Source organism: Pantoea sp. Mhis (assembly GCF_009830015.1).
Map to the genome: position 1 here is coordinate 49,088 of NZ_SZZX01000005.1, position 14,353 is coordinate 63,440.

Sequence of the window (14,353 nt, forward strand, 5' to 3'; positions counted from 1 at the left end):
TAATATTTTTATTTAAAAATACAACTATTACTATTAATATATATGTTAACTTATTTATAATTATTTCATCTTAATATCAATTAAATTTATTAATAACTAAATAATTATAATTTATTAGTATTATACATTAATGTTTTTAACTAATTTTAGTATGCTAAAAATTATAAAATATTTATTATTTTAATAATATATTAAATATATAATTAAATTATGATAACTGATACAGCTTTTACATATTGAATATAAAATAAGCTTTTAAATTTATACAAATACATATACATGTAAAATACAATTCAATTGTATTTTGCTAATAATTATTATATATACCATATTAATGGATACTATCCAAGATAAAAATCTTTTAAGATTATCAATATAATATAATTATATGATATAATTAGTCATTAATTGTATAATTAACGTGTACCATATACAACAATAGTTTTACCACGAGCAGATATTAAGTTTTGGACTTCTAAATTTTTTAAAATGCGACCTACTGTTTCTCGAGAACAACCAACGATTTGACCAATCTCTTGACGGGTTATTTTAATTTGCATCCCATCTGGATGAGTTATTGCATCTGGTTGCTTGGTTAAACTGAGTAAAGTTTGCGAAATTCTTCTATTAACATCAAGAAAGGCTAAGTTGCCAACTTTTTCTGATGTTATTTTTAAACGCCTAGCCATCTGTGTCGATAAGTTTATTAAAATATCTTGGTTTATTTGAATTAATTGGCGAAATTTTTTATAAGAAATTTCTGCTATATCACAAGATGTTTTTGTACGTACCCATGCACTACGTTCTTGTCTTTCTTCAAAAAAACCAAGTTCACCAATAAAATCTCCAGAATTGAGATAAGAAAGAATTATTTCCTTACCATTTTCATTTTTAATTAGGACTACAACTGTACCTTTTATGAGGTAGTATAATTTTTCTGCTTTTTCACCTTCATGTATTAATATACTTTTAGATAAAAATCTCTGTGTTTTACAATGAGATAAAAACCATTCAAGTGTAGGATTTATTTGTGGCTTATCAAGAACCATGCGCTCTTACCTTTTATAATAATAAAAAAAAATAATTCATACAAAATATAAGTAGATTTCTTCATAATATATTAAATTTATCAAGATATTTTTAAAAAATATCTTGAGTTGCTAGTATATTTCTACTGTATTTACTTATTTAAAAAAATATGTTCAATATTATGTTGTAACTTAGTTTTTGCAAAATATTTTTATTGTTTTCTTTAAATTATTTAAATTTATCTTTATATCATTTTGATTGTATTTCAATATATTCAAAGAAAAATCGAACATTTTTATGAAGCTAGTTATGGATAAGGTTATTATTATGATAATCTTAACAATTAAAGATTACTATAACTAGTATATAATCAAAATTGTAATACTATGTTATATCGTATATAATCAAGATTTGATCATAATTCATGTATTTAAAATTATAAACATAAACTAATCAATTATTTATATATTTATCCTGATCTAATAAATAATTTTTATTGACATATAGATTATTATGTTTAATGCTCATTTAGCATGGTTGAGTTTAATATATAATATTGTTAGAAGCTATATTATATAACCAGATTGATTAAAAATCATATTTTAATATTTATAAATATTAAAGTAATATATATATCTAATATTAAATATCTTTTTTGGAATAGAGAATAATAGATATAAAATTTTTTAATAATATTAAAAAATAAAATAATTATTTCAAAAAATATAGTTAAAGCATGAATTTAAATTATCTATTGTTTGAATAAAGTAAAAATTAACTATATCATAAATAGTTAATTTTTGATATGATCGCTGGTGGCTTTCCATTGAAAGAAAATGATATACCTCTAGAATTAATAATATTAGTATTTATTCTTTTAGATAAAGGAGTAAATAAATCAATGCAATAAATTATTTTTAAAAACATATAATAAAATTTATTATTATTAATTTAATTTTATAAATTAAATTAATATAGCAGTTTTTAGATATATTTCATTATATATCATTAGATTATAGATAACATTATTAACATATGTTATATAAATTGACCAATAATGATATTGAATATTTATATAATCAATATTTATTATACAAATTATTAATTTATTTAAAATTAATAATTTAAATTTATAATATTACTATTTAATTAAAATCAGTATTGATATTGATACTTTTTATAACTAGTGAATTTTAGCATTGGCTAATATCAAAAATAATAAATATGTACTTTACATATCATATTTCATTTTTTTTATAAGGAAAACTATAATTAATTATGATGAAGATCATATCTCATTAGAATGTATGTCAAAATTATAGATAAATCATAATAAATAAATTTAATTAGTTTGATATTCTTGCGTATTAAATTTTATGTATTAAAAATAAATATATTTAATACTTTATGAGTATTTTTAATTTTTTGAAATAATTTATTGAATTAAATAAATAAAATAATCCTTTAAATGATAAGTATGAACATTTAAAATACATGTAATTATTATTAATATTAGATTATTGATAACTAATATGCTATCTTTAACGATTATTAACTAAGATATAACTGATGAATTAATAGGTATGTTTAGAAACATAAAGGATAATGAAATATACTTTATTAGTTACTGGTCCAGCATATGGAACACAACATGCTAGCAGTGCATTATTATTTGCTAGAGCTTTGCTAGAAACTGAACATGAATTGAAAAGCATTTTCTTTTATCGTGAAGGAGTTTTAAATGCTAATCAATTAAATGTACCAGTTAGTGATGAATTTGATATGGTACGTGCATGGCAAGAATTATATTTACAATATGGAGTAACGTTAAATATTTGTATAGCATCAGCATTACGAAGAGGGATGATGAATATTGATGATAATAAGGATATAGATTTCAAATTAATAAGTAATAATTTATATTCAAGTTTTAAAATGACTGGTTTAAGAACTTTAGCAAAAGCAATATTAAATTCTGAACGTTTAATTCAATTTTAATGAAAAATACACTGGCATTTTTATTTACTCAAGTACCTCATGGTAATAGTTCTGGTAGAGAAGGATTAGATGCTGTATTAGCAGCATCTGGTGTATTTAATAAAAATATAGGTTTATTTTTCATTGGGGATGGTATTTTACAACTGAATTGTAATCAAAAACCAGAAAAAATTTTAGCACGTAATTATATTACAACTTTTGCTGTTTTAGAATTGTGTCAGATTAATCAAATTTTTATATGTAAAGAATCATTGCAAATGCGTGGCCAAAATATGACTGATGAACGTATTTTGTCTGCTGTCATATTGAGATCGGATAATTTCTATCAAAAACTCAAAACATATAATCATATTATTCGCTTCTGAGAAAATATTATGTTTTATACATTATTTCATTCTCCTTGGCAATGCGACTTTGATAGCTTAATATTGCTTTTACAAGAAGGTGATGATTTATTACTGTTACAGGATGGTGTCACAGCAGCTTTAAAAAATAGTCAAATGTATTTAAAGTTAAATACTACTTTAGCAAATTTATGGATTCTAGAAGAAGACGTAATTGCACGCGGCCTAGTTACACAAATTTCATCTCAAGTACTATTATTAAACTATGCAGGTTTTGTCGAATTGACTATAAAAAATCAACAACAAGTTGCATGGTAATTCATAGATCTTATTAATTTCCTGCTTGACACTCTAATCGACACAGTCCTAAAATTCTATAAATCCAGTTGCAATATGAAGGGACTTGCTGTGTTTTTATAAATGATAAGACAATCTAGGAGCTATTTAATGGCAACAGTTAACCAACTGGTTAGAAAACCTCGTGTAAGAAAAATTATGAAAAGTAATGTACCTGCCCTAGCAGGTTGTCCACAAAAACGTGGTGTTTGTACTCGTGTCTATACTACTACTCCCAAAAAACCAAATTCAGCTTTACGTAAAGTATGCCGGGTGCGTTTAACTAATGGTTTCGAAGTTACTTCTTATATAGGTGGTGAAGGTCATAATTTACAAGAACATTCTGTAATTCTTATTCGTGGAGGACGTGTTAAAGATTTACCGGGAGTAAGATATCATACTGTTCGTGGTGCATTAGACTGTTCTGGCGTAAAAGATCGTAAACAAGGACGTTCTAAATATGGTGTAAAGAAATTAAAAACTTAATTAAATGATTATTTGATAAAGCTTGTATTCTAAATACAATTTAAAATAAAAACATATATTTTAGTAATTGTTGATTGAACAACGGAGTTTTCCTAATGCCACGTCGTCGTATTATTGGTCAACGTAAAATTTTACCTGATCCTAAATTTGGATCAGAATTATTGGCTAAATTTATAAATATATTAATGGTTGATGGCAAGAAATCTATTTCTGAATCAATAGTTTATAATGCTCTTGAGATTTTAGCTCAACGTTCTAATAAAAAAGAATTAGAAGCTTTTGAAATTTCTCTAGAGAATGTACGCCCTACTGTTGAAGTTAAATCACGTCGCGTTGGTGGTTCTACTTATCAGGTTCCAGTTGAGGTTCGTCCAGTGCGTCGTAATGCATTAGCAATGCGTTGGATAGTAGAATCAGCACGTAAACGTACTGATAAATCTATGTTTTTACGTTTAGCAAATGAGTTAATTGAAGCCTCAGAAAACAAAGGTTCTGCAGTTAAAAAACGTGAAGAAGTTCATCGTATGGCAGAAGCTAATAAAGCATTTGCACATTATCGCTGGTAACAGCTATTAGCGATAAATTTTCATAAACATTAATAATTATCTCTGCCCAGCAGATGGCATCGTTCGAAAACTGAGGAATTAAATGGCTCGTATAACACCTATTGCGCGCTATCGTAATATTGGTATCAGCGCGCACATTGACGCTGGTAAAACAACTACCACAGAACGTATTTTATTCTACACAGGTATTAACCATAAAATTGGTGAAGTACATGATGGTGCTGCCACCATGGATTGGATGGCACAAGAGCAAGAACGTGGAATAACTATTACATCAGCAGCGACTACTGCATTTTGGTCAGGTATGGCTAAACAATTTGAACCTCATCGTATAAATATCATAGATACTCCAGGACATGTTGATTTTACTATCGAGGTAGAACGTTCTATGCGCGTACTTGATGGAGCAGTTATGATTTATTGTGCTGTAGGTGGAGTGCAACCACAGTCTGAAACAGTATGGCGTCAAGCAAATAAATATAAAGTACCAAGTATTGCATTTGTTAATAAAATGGATCGGATAGGTGCAAACTTTTTAAAAGTAGTAAAACAAATTAAAGAACGTTTAGGAAGAAATCCAGTTCCATTACAATTAGCAATTGGTTCTGAAGAAAACTTTACTGGTGTCGTCGATCTTATTAAGATGAAGGCCATTAAATGGAATGATCAAGATTCAGGAGTGACTTTCTTTTATGAAAAAATTCCTGTTCATATGCAAGGTTTAGTAGAAGAATGGCGTCAGTATTTAATTGAATCTGCAGTCGAAACATCTGAACATTTAATGGATAAATATCTAAATGGAGAAGAATTGAGCGAAAGTGAGCTTAAAAGCGCATTACGTCAGCGTGTATTGAATAATGAAATTATTTTAGTAACTTGTGGTTCAGCATTTAAAAATAAAGGTGTACAAGCAATGCTTGATGCAGTTATTGAATATTTACCAGCTCCGATTGATATTCCTGCAATCAATGGTGTTTTAGTTGATGGAATCGATACTTCAGCTGAGAGAAAGGCAGCTGATGAAGAACCTTTTTCTGCTTTAGCTTTCAAAATTGCTAATGATCCATTTGTAGGTAATCTAACATTCTTTCGCGTATATTCTGGTGTAGTTAATTCAGGTGATACAGTTTTAAATTCTGTAAAATCTATACGTGAGCGCTTTGGACGCATTGTTCAAATGCATGCTAATAAACGTGAAGAAATAAATGAAGTTAGAGCTGGAGATATTGCAGCAGCAATTGGATTAAAAGATGTAATTACAGGTGATACTCTATGTGATCCTAATAATCCAATTATATTGGAGCGCATGGAGTTTCCTGAGCCGGTTATATCTATTGCCGTTGAACCAAAAACTAAAGCTGATCAGGAGAAAATGGGATTAGCTTTAAATCGTTTAGCTAAAGAAGATCCATCATTTCGTGTATGGATTGACGAAGAATCTAATCAAACTATTATTGCTGGTATGGGAGAATTACATCTTGATATTATTGTTGATCGCATGAAACGTGAGTTTCACGTTGAAGCAAACATAGGTAAACCACAAGTAGCTTATCGTGAAGCAATCAGTTTTAAAGTAACTAATATTGAAGGAAAACATGCTAAGCAATCTGGAGGTCGCGGACAATATGGTCATGTTGTTATTGATATGTATCCTTTAGAACCAGGTTTAAATTCAAAAGGATATGAATTTATTAATGATATTAAAGGAGGTTCAATTCCTAACGAATTTATACCTGCCGTTGATAAGGGTATACAAGAACAATTAAAATCAGGACCATTGGCAGGATATCCAGTAGTTAATTTAGGCGTTCGTCTACATTTTGGTTCTTATCATGATGTTGATTCTTCCGAATTAGCTTTTAAAATAGCTGCTTCTATAGCTTTTAAGAATGCTTTTAATAAAGCTGATCCTGTTTTACTTGAACCAATTATGAAGGTTGAAGTAGAAACGCCAGAAGAAAATACAGGGGACGTTATCGGTGATCTTAGTCGTCGTCGAGGTATGCTTAAAGGGCAAGAATCTAACTCTAGTGGAGTTCAAATTCATGCCGAAGTTCCTTTATCTGAAATGTTTGGATATGCAACTCAATTAAGATCTTTAACCAGAGGTCGTGCTTCTTATTCTATGGAATTTTTGAGGTACGATGATGCACCAAATAACGTTGCTCAAGCCGTTATTGAAGCTCGTAGTAAATAAGACAACAATTTTAAATTGTTCACTAATGTTTTTCATCTCATCATTCTTGATGAAGGTATATAATGTAAGGATTATTGTGATGGCGAAAGAGCAATTTCAACGTAATAAACTACACATAAATGTAGGTACCATTGGTCATGTGGACCATGGTAAGACCACTTTAACTGCAGCGATTACTACTGTACTTGCTAAAAAATATGGTGGTCAAGCTCGTGCGTTTGATCAAATAGACAATGCTCCAGAAGAAAAAGCGCGTGGAATTACCATTAACACTTCTCATGTTGAATACGAAACCTTAAACCGTCACTATGCACATGTTGATTGTCCTGGTCATGCTGATTACGTGAAAAATATGATTACAGGTGCTGCACAGATGGATGGTGCGATTTTGGTTGTTGCTGCAACTGATGGACCAATGCCACAGACTCGTGAGCATATTTTGTTAGCGCGTCAAGTTGGTGTTCCATACATGATTGTATTTTTAAATAAATGTGATATGGTCGATGACGAAGAATTAATGGAATTAGTTGAGATGGAAGTTCGTGATTTGCTATCACAATACGATTTTCCAGGTGATGATACACCAATTATTCGTGGTTCTGCCTTGAAAGCATTAGAAGGTGATACTAAATGGGAATCTAAAATTATTGAGTTAGCTGGTCATTTGGATAGACATATCCCGGATCCAGTTCGAGCTATTGATAAACCATTTTTATTACCGATCGAAGATGTTTTTTCAATTTCTGGCCGTGGTACAGTTGTTACGGGTCGTGTTGAAAGTGGTATAATTAAGGTAGGTGATGAAGTTGAGATTGTAGGCATTAAAAATACTACAAAATCTATTTGTACTGGTGTAGAAATGTTTAGAAAATTATTAGATCAAGGTCAAGCTGGTGAAAATTGTGGTATTCTTCTACGTAGTATTAAACGAGAAGATATTCAACGTGGTCAGGTATTAGCTAAACCAGGTGTCATTAAACCACATATTAAATTTATATCAGAAGTATATGTATTATCTAAGGATGAAGGAGGTAGACATACTCCCTTTTTTAAAGGATACCGTCCGCAATTTTATTTTCGCACAACTGATGTAACTGGTAATATTGAATTACCAGACGGTGTTGAAATGGTGATGCCCGGAGATAACATTAAAATAACTGTTGCTTTAATTCATCCTATCGCGATGGATGTAGGTTTGCGTTTTGCAATTCGAGAAGGTGGTCGTACTGTTGGTGCGGGTGTTGTTATTGAGTTGATTTCTTAATAATTTTATATGTTTCTAAAAAAGAGCACCAAAGTGCTCTTTTTTATATTAGATTTTACTATTCTTTTTGTAGAAAAATATTTATTATATAAATATTTTATAAGCATTGCTTAATTAAATTAATTTAACTATACTACATAGTTTATTTGTGTTAGCATTGCTCAATTTAATTATAAAGATAAAATAAATTTTTACTCACTAATACTCTTAATCATAGAGTTATATATTGAAAAGTTACGTTCGTCATTATATTATAATAGATGTAAGTGGTATTTCATAAAATATTTGGAGCTATGGTCTTATGCAAAATCAAAGGATCCGTATCCGTCTTAAAGCATTTGATCATCGCTTGATCGATCAATCAACTGCAGAAATTGTTGAAACTGCTAAGCGCACTGGTGCTCAAGTTCGTGGACCAATTCCGCTTCCGACTCATAAAGAACGTTTTACTATTCTCATTTCTCCTCACGTTAATAAAGATGCACGTGATCAATACGAAATAAGAACTCATAAACGTTTAGTGGATATTGTTGAACCAACCGAAAAGACTGTTGATGCTTTGATGCGTCTAGATTTAGCTGCTGGTGTAGACGTGCAGATTAGTTTGGGTTAATCAATTAAATAATCAATGAGGTTTTAAAATGGTTGGTTTAGTCGGTAAAAAAATAGGTATGACTCGTATCTTCACTGAAGATGGAGTTGCTATCCCAGTTACTGTCATCAAAATTGAATCCAATCGAGTTTCTCAAATCAAAAGTTTTGAGAATGATGGTTATAAAGCAATTCAAGTTACTACTGGTTTTAAAAAATCTAACCGTATTAATAAACCGGAAGCAGGTCATTTTATAAAAGCTGGTATTGAAGCTGGACGTGGTTTATGGGAATTTCGTACTAAAGATGAAGAATTCATAGTTGGCCAATCTATTAGTGTAGAAATTTTTGCTAATATAAAAAAAGTAGATATCACGGGTGTTTCTAAAGGCAAAGGTTTCGCAGGTACTGTGAAACGTTGGAATTTTAATACTCAAGATACTACTCATGGTAATTCTTTATCCCATCGTGTTCCTGGTTCTATTGGTCAAAATCAGACGCCAGGAAAAGTATTTAAAGGAAAAAAAATGGCTGGACAGTTGGGTAATGAATCTGTAACAATTCAAAGTTTACAAATTATAAATATTGATCTTGAAAGAAATTTATTGATAGTAAAAGGGGCTGTTCCAGGTGCAACCGGTAGTAATGTGATCATTAAACCAGCTGTTCGGAGTTAACAAAGAGGATAGCAATGGAACTAGTACTTAAAGATGATGAGCACAATAATACATTGATTGTTTCTGAAACTACCTTTGGTCGTGATTTTAATGAAGCACTGGTGCATCAAGTTGTCACTGCTTATATGGCAGGTTCTCGACAGGGTACTCGTGCACAAAAGAATCGAGCTAAAGTTATAGGTTCTGGTAAAAAACCATGGCGTCAGAAAGGTACTGGTCGTGCACGTGCTGGCTCTGTTAAGAGCCCTCTTTGGCGTTCAGGTGGTGTAACTTTTGCTGCATGTCCAAAAGATTATACTCAAAAAGTTAATAAAAAGATGTACCGTAGTGCTTTAAAAAGTATTCTTTCTGAGCTAGTACGACAGGATCGGCTTATAGTTGTAGAATCATTTTCTTTAGAAAAACCAAAAACTAAATTATTAGTACAACAACTAAAAAATATGGCATTAAAAAATGTATTAATTGTTACTGATACTATGGAAAATAATCTATTTTTAGCATCACGTAACTTATATAAAGTTGATGTATGTAATACATCAGGTATAAATCCAGTTAACTTAATTAGTTTTGAAAAAATTGTTATGACTAGCAATGTAGTTAAACAAGTTGAGGAGATGTTAAGATGAAACGTGCAGAACGTTTAATGAAGATACTATACTCAGCACACTCATCTGAAAAAGCTTCAATATTATTAGAAAAAAGCAATACTGTTATTTTTAAAGTATTAAAAAATTCAACAAAACTAGAGATTTTATCTGCTGTAGAAAAATTGTTTGAAGTAGAAGTAAAACATGTTAATACCTTAATGATTAAGGGTAAAATTAAACGCCATGAAAAACGTATTGGTCGTCGTCGAGATTGGAAAAAAGCCTATGTTACTTTAAAAGAAGGTCAAAATTTAGATCTTGTTAGTGGCACTGAGTGAGTCTGAGGGAAATATAGTGGTAGTTATTAAATGTAAGCCGACATCTCCTGGTCGACGTCATGTAGTAAAGATAGTTAACCCTAATCTATATAAACATAAGCCTTTTACTCCGTTATTGGAAAAACAGATTAAATCCGGTGGTCGGAATAATAATGGTCGTATTACTACCCGTCATATTGGTGGTGGCCATAAACAATCTTATCGCATTATTGATTTTAAACGTAATAAAGATAATATTCCCGCGGTTGTTGAACGTATCGAATATGATCCTAATCGTTCAGCTAATATTGCATTAGTTTTGTATAAAGATGGAGAACGTCGTTATATATTAGCACCTAAACAGTTACAAACTGGAGACCAAATTCAATCTGGCATTAATGCAACAATAAAATTAGGTAATAGTTTACCAATGAATAATATTCCTGTTGGTTCTATTGTGCATAATATAGAGATGAAGCCAGGTAAGGGTGGTCAAATTGCTCGTTCTGCTGGTGCTTATGTACAGATCATTGCACGTGAGGGTCTCTATGTTACTGTACGTTTACGTTCAGGAGAAATGCGTAAGATTGAAGCTAATTGTCGGGCAACATTAGGTGAAGTAGGTAATTCTGAACATATGTTGCGTGTTTTTGGTAAAGCTGGAGCAACTCGTTGGAGAGGTATTAGACCCACTGTACGTGGAACTGCTATGAATCCAGTGGATCATCCTCATGGAGGTGGAGAAGGTCGTAATTTTGGTAAACATCCAGTAACGCCTTGGGGTTTACAAACTAAGGGTAAAAAAACTCGTAATAACAAACGTACTGATAAATTTATTATACGTCATCGTGGTAAATAATAGAGGATAAACCATGCCGCGTTCTCTTAAAAAAGGACCTTTTATTGATTTGCATTTGCTGAAAAAAGTAGAAAAAGCAGTAGAAAGTAAAGATAAAAAACCTTTGCGAACTTGGTCTCGTCGTTCAATAATTTTTCCTAACATGATAGGACTTACTATTGCTGTTTATAATGGACGGCACCATATTCCTATTTTTATTTCTGATGAGATGGTTGGTCATAAGTTAGGAGAATTTGCACCTACGCGAACATATCGAGGACATACTGCTGATAAAAAAATTAAAAAGAAATAATACGAGAGAACGAGATATGGAAACTATTGCGCAACATCGCCATGCTCATTCTTCTGCTCAGAAGGTTCGCCTCGTTGCTAACCTAATTCGCGGCAAGAAAGTTTCGCAGGCACTAAACATTCTAACTTATATTAATAAAAAAGCAGCCATATTAGTTAAAAAGGTTTTAGAATCTGCTATCGCTAATGCTGAACATAATGATGGTGCTGATATAGATAATCTGAAAATTACTAAAATTTTTGTTGATGAAGGTTCATCTATGAAACGTATTATGCCACGCGCTAAAGGTCGTTCAGACCGTATTTTAAAACGTACTAGCCATATTACTGTAATTGTATCTGATCGATAAAAATTTGGAGAATATTAATGGGTCAGAAAGTACATCCAAATGGAATTCGCTTAGGTATTGTTAAATCTTGGAATTCTACATGGTTCGCAAATACAAAAGAATTTGCTGATAATTTAGACAGCGATTTTAAAGTACGGCAATTCCTAACTAAAGAACTTGCTAAGGCATCTATTTCTCGTATTGTTATAGAAAGGCCAGCTAAAAGTATTCGTATTACTATTCATACTGCTAGACCAGGTATTATCATTGGTAAGAAGGGTGAAGATGTTGAACATTTGCGCGCAATTATTGCAAATATTGCAGGTGTACCGGCACAAATTAATATCTCAGAAGTTCGTAAACCAGAATTAGATGCTAAATTAGTGGCTGATGGTATCAGTGCACAACTAGAACGTCGTGTAATATTTCGTCGTGCTATGAAACGTGCAGTACAAAATGCAATGCGTCTAGGAGCTAAAGGTATTAAAGTGGAAGTGAGCGGTCGTTTAGGAGGAGCTGAAATCGCACGTACTGAATGGTATCGTGAAGGAAGGGTACCATTACATACATTGCGTGCTAATATTGATTATAATATTGCTGAAGCACGTACTACGTACGGTGTAATTGGTGTCAAGGTTTGGATTTTTAAAGGAGAGATTTTAGGTGGTATGATTGCTGCTACTGAACCACCTGGATCTACAGTGCAAGCTAAAAAACATCAACGTAAAAGTCGTAAGTAAGGAGAGTCACGGATGTTACAGCCAAAACGTACTAAATTTCGAAAGGTACATAAAGGTAGAAACCGTGGTTTTGCACAAGGTACAAATATTGATTTTGGTACTTTTGGTTTAAAAGCTATTGATCGAGGTCGTTTAACAGCTCGTCAGATAGAAGCTGCTCGTCGTGCTATGAGTCGTTCAGTTAAACGTCAAGGAAAAATATGGATTCGTATATTTCCAGATAAACCAATTACAGAAAAACCAATGGAAGTACGAATGGGTAAAGGTAAAGGTAACGTTGAGTATTGGGTAGCCCTTATTCAACCTGGTAAAATATTGTATGAAATGGATGGAGTGCCGGAAGAGCAAGCTCGTGAAGCATTCAGGTTAGCCTCTGCTAAATTACCTATTAAGACTACTTTTGTAAATAAAATGGTATCGTCATGAAAATAAGTGAAATGCGTAAAAAAAATTTTACAGAGCTAACTACTGAATTATCTAATTCTTTACGAGAGCAGTTTAACTTACGTATACAAGCATCATCTGGTCAGATGAAACAAACTCATTTACTTAAACAAGTTCGTCGTAACATTGCACGTATTAAGACTTTACTAAATGAAAAGAGGATATGATGACTGGGAAAATGCGCACTTTGCAGGGTCGTATAGTGAGTAATAAAATGGAAAAATCTGCAGTTATTGTTATTGAACGTTTTGTAAAACATCCCATTTATGGTAAATTCATCAAGCGAAGAACTAAGTTACATGTGCATGATGAAAATAATCAATGTTGTATAGGAGATATTGTTGAAATTTATGAAACTCGACCTCGATCTAAAACTAAGTCTTGGAATGTACTTTCTATTATAGAGAAAGCAGTATTGTAATGCAATTTGATAATGAATCAAAATATTTAAATTTAATTCATTTTTACTATTGTCCATTTATTGATAATACTAGATGTTATTAATATGATTATAATGATATTTCTACATTTTAATTATTTTAAAGTAACTTTCTAATATTATAACTAAATTTAAGTAGTAGTTTTGAAGGAGTATTCAGATGATCCAGGAAAGAACTGTGCTAAATATTGCTGATAATTCTGGTGCACGTAGCGCAATGTGCATTAAAGTTCTTGGGGGTTCACATCGTCGTTATGCTGGTATAGGTGATATAATTAAAGTAACTATTAAAGAAGCAATACCTCGTGGAAAGGTTAAAAAAGGTGATGTCTTAAAAGCAGTAGTAGTTAGAACTAAAAAAGGTATTCGTCGATTGGATGGTTCTGTTATTCGCTTCGATAATAATTCATGTGTTATTTTAAATAATAACAATGCTCAACCTATTGGAACACGCATTTTTGGACCAGTAACTCGTGAGTTGAGAACTGAAAAGTTTATGAAAATTATTTCTCTTGCACCAGAAGTACTTTAAGGAATGAATAATGGCAGCAAAAATTCGTTGTAATGATGAAGTCATTATACTAACAGGAAAAGATAAAGGTAAACGCGGTAAAGTAAAAAGATTTTTATCTCCTAGTAAAGTAATTATTGAAGGAATTAATATTGTTAAAAAGCATCAAAAACCAGTTCCTAATCTGAATCAATCAGGAGGTATTATAGAAAAAGAATGTCCCATCCAAGTTTCTAATGTTGCAATTCTTAATTTAAAAACTGGGAAAGCCGATCGTATTGGGTTTAGATATGAATGTGGTAAGAAGGTTCGTTTCTTTAAATCGAACAAAGAAATTATCAAGTAATT

General features: G+C 31.2%; 21 protein-coding genes. 20 read left to right on the forward strand and 1 reads right to left on the reverse strand.

What is annotated here, in order from left to right; translation table 11 throughout:
- Positions 1-416 precede the first annotated feature (416 nt).
- A complete protein-coding gene (crp, locus tag FD727_RS02615; RefSeq protein ID WP_159938609.1) occupies positions 417-1,049 on the reverse strand; it encodes a cAMP-activated global transcriptional regulator CRP in 633 nt (210 codons plus the stop codon).
- A 1,585-nt stretch (positions 1,050-2,634) separates the two neighbouring features.
- Here crp and tusD point away from each other — a divergent pair.
- From tusD to rplX, 20 genes are all read left to right on the forward strand, one after another.
- Positions 2,635-3,027: a sulfurtransferase complex subunit TusD gene (gene tusD, locus FD727_RS02620; RefSeq protein WP_159938610.1), complete on the forward strand. Its 393-nt coding sequence runs from the start codon at positions 2,635-2,637 to the stop codon at positions 3,025-3,027.
- Positions 3,027-3,392 (forward strand): sulfurtransferase complex subunit TusC, encoded by a 366-nt coding sequence (gene tusC / locus FD727_RS02625; protein WP_159938611.1) that lies wholly within the window; start codon positions 3,027-3,029, stop codon positions 3,390-3,392. The genes tusD and tusC overlap by 1 nt, the downstream gene beginning before the upstream one ends.
- A 9-nt stretch (positions 3,393-3,401) precedes the next feature.
- Positions 3,402-3,689 (forward strand): sulfurtransferase complex subunit TusB, encoded by a 288-nt coding sequence (tusB, locus tag FD727_RS02630; protein ID WP_159938612.1) that lies wholly within the window; start codon positions 3,402-3,404, stop codon positions 3,687-3,689.
- Between the two features lie 129 nt (positions 3,690-3,818).
- Positions 3,819-4,193, forward strand: a complete 375-nt coding sequence (gene rpsL, locus FD727_RS02635; protein ID WP_159938613.1) for a 30S ribosomal protein S12 — start codon at positions 3,819-3,821, stop codon at positions 4,191-4,193.
- A gap of 95 nt (positions 4,194-4,288) precedes the next feature.
- On the forward strand, positions 4,289-4,759 hold the full coding sequence (rpsG, locus tag FD727_RS02640) for a 30S ribosomal protein S7 (RefSeq protein ID WP_159938614.1): 471 nt from the start codon (positions 4,289-4,291) through the stop codon (positions 4,757-4,759).
- Positions 4,760-4,841: 82 nt separating this feature from the next.
- On the forward strand, positions 4,842-6,956 hold the full coding sequence (fusA, locus tag FD727_RS02645; RefSeq protein WP_159938615.1) for an elongation factor G: 2,115 nt from the start codon (positions 4,842-4,844) through the stop codon (positions 6,954-6,956).
- A gap of 79 nt (positions 6,957-7,035) precedes the next feature.
- A complete protein-coding gene (gene tuf, locus FD727_RS02650; RefSeq protein WP_159938616.1) occupies positions 7,036-8,220 on the forward strand; it encodes an elongation factor Tu in 1,185 nt (394 codons plus the stop codon).
- Between the two features lie 301 nt (positions 8,221-8,521).
- Entirely contained in the window at positions 8,522-8,833 is a 312-nt protein-coding gene (gene rpsJ / locus FD727_RS02655) for a 30S ribosomal protein S10 (RefSeq protein ID WP_159938617.1), read from the forward strand.
- Positions 8,834-8,861: 28 nt separating this feature from the next.
- Positions 8,862-9,488 (forward strand): 50S ribosomal protein L3, encoded by a 627-nt coding sequence (gene rplC, locus FD727_RS02660; protein WP_159938618.1) that lies wholly within the window; start codon positions 8,862-8,864, stop codon positions 9,486-9,488.
- Between the two features lie 14 nt (positions 9,489-9,502).
- Entirely contained in the window at positions 9,503-10,114 is a 612-nt protein-coding gene (gene rplD / locus FD727_RS02665) for a 50S ribosomal protein L4 (RefSeq protein WP_159938619.1), read from the forward strand.
- Entirely contained in the window at positions 10,111-10,413 is a 303-nt protein-coding gene (gene rplW, locus FD727_RS02670; protein ID WP_159938620.1) for a 50S ribosomal protein L23, read from the forward strand. Before rplD ends, rplW begins: the two co-directional genes overlap by 4 nt.
- 16 nt (positions 10,414-10,429) lie before the next feature.
- On the forward strand, positions 10,430-11,251 hold the full coding sequence (gene rplB / locus FD727_RS02675; protein ID WP_159938621.1) for a 50S ribosomal protein L2: 822 nt from the start codon (positions 10,430-10,432) through the stop codon (positions 11,249-11,251).
- A 13-nt stretch (positions 11,252-11,264) separates the two neighbouring features.
- Positions 11,265-11,543 (forward strand): 30S ribosomal protein S19, encoded by a 279-nt coding sequence (gene rpsS, locus FD727_RS02680; RefSeq protein WP_159938622.1) that lies wholly within the window; start codon positions 11,265-11,267, stop codon positions 11,541-11,543.
- Positions 11,544-11,559: 16 nt separating this feature from the next.
- Complete coding sequence (gene rplV, locus FD727_RS02685) at positions 11,560-11,892, forward strand: 50S ribosomal protein L22 (protein WP_159938623.1); 333 nt, start codon at positions 11,560-11,562, stop codon at positions 11,890-11,892.
- A gap of 17 nt (positions 11,893-11,909) precedes the next feature.
- Positions 11,910-12,611 carry a 30S ribosomal protein S3 gene (rpsC, locus tag FD727_RS02690; protein WP_159938624.1) on the forward strand — a complete coding sequence of 234 codons (702 nt, stop codon included), beginning with the start codon at positions 11,910-11,912 and terminating at the stop codon, positions 12,609-12,611.
- 12 nt (positions 12,612-12,623) lie between these two features.
- Positions 12,624-13,037, forward strand: a complete 414-nt coding sequence (rplP, locus tag FD727_RS02695; protein WP_159938625.1) for a 50S ribosomal protein L16 — start codon at positions 12,624-12,626, stop codon at positions 13,035-13,037.
- Positions 13,034-13,222: a 50S ribosomal protein L29 gene (gene rpmC / locus FD727_RS02700; RefSeq protein WP_159938626.1), complete on the forward strand. Its 189-nt coding sequence runs from the start codon at positions 13,034-13,036 to the stop codon at positions 13,220-13,222. Before rplP ends, rpmC begins: the two co-directional genes overlap by 4 nt.
- Positions 13,222-13,476, forward strand: coding sequence for a 30S ribosomal protein S17 (gene rpsQ / locus FD727_RS02705; protein ID WP_159938655.1), 255 nt, complete (start codon positions 13,222-13,224; stop codon positions 13,474-13,476). Before rpmC ends, rpsQ begins: the two co-directional genes overlap by 1 nt.
- A gap of 178 nt (positions 13,477-13,654) precedes the next feature.
- Positions 13,655-14,026: a 50S ribosomal protein L14 gene (rplN, locus tag FD727_RS02710; protein ID WP_159938627.1), complete on the forward strand. Its 372-nt coding sequence runs from the start codon at positions 13,655-13,657 to the stop codon at positions 14,024-14,026.
- A gap of 10 nt (positions 14,027-14,036) precedes the next feature.
- Entirely contained in the window at positions 14,037-14,351 is a 315-nt protein-coding gene (gene rplX, locus FD727_RS02715) for a 50S ribosomal protein L24 (protein ID WP_159938628.1), read from the forward strand.
- Positions 14,352-14,353: the final 2 nt, after the last annotated feature.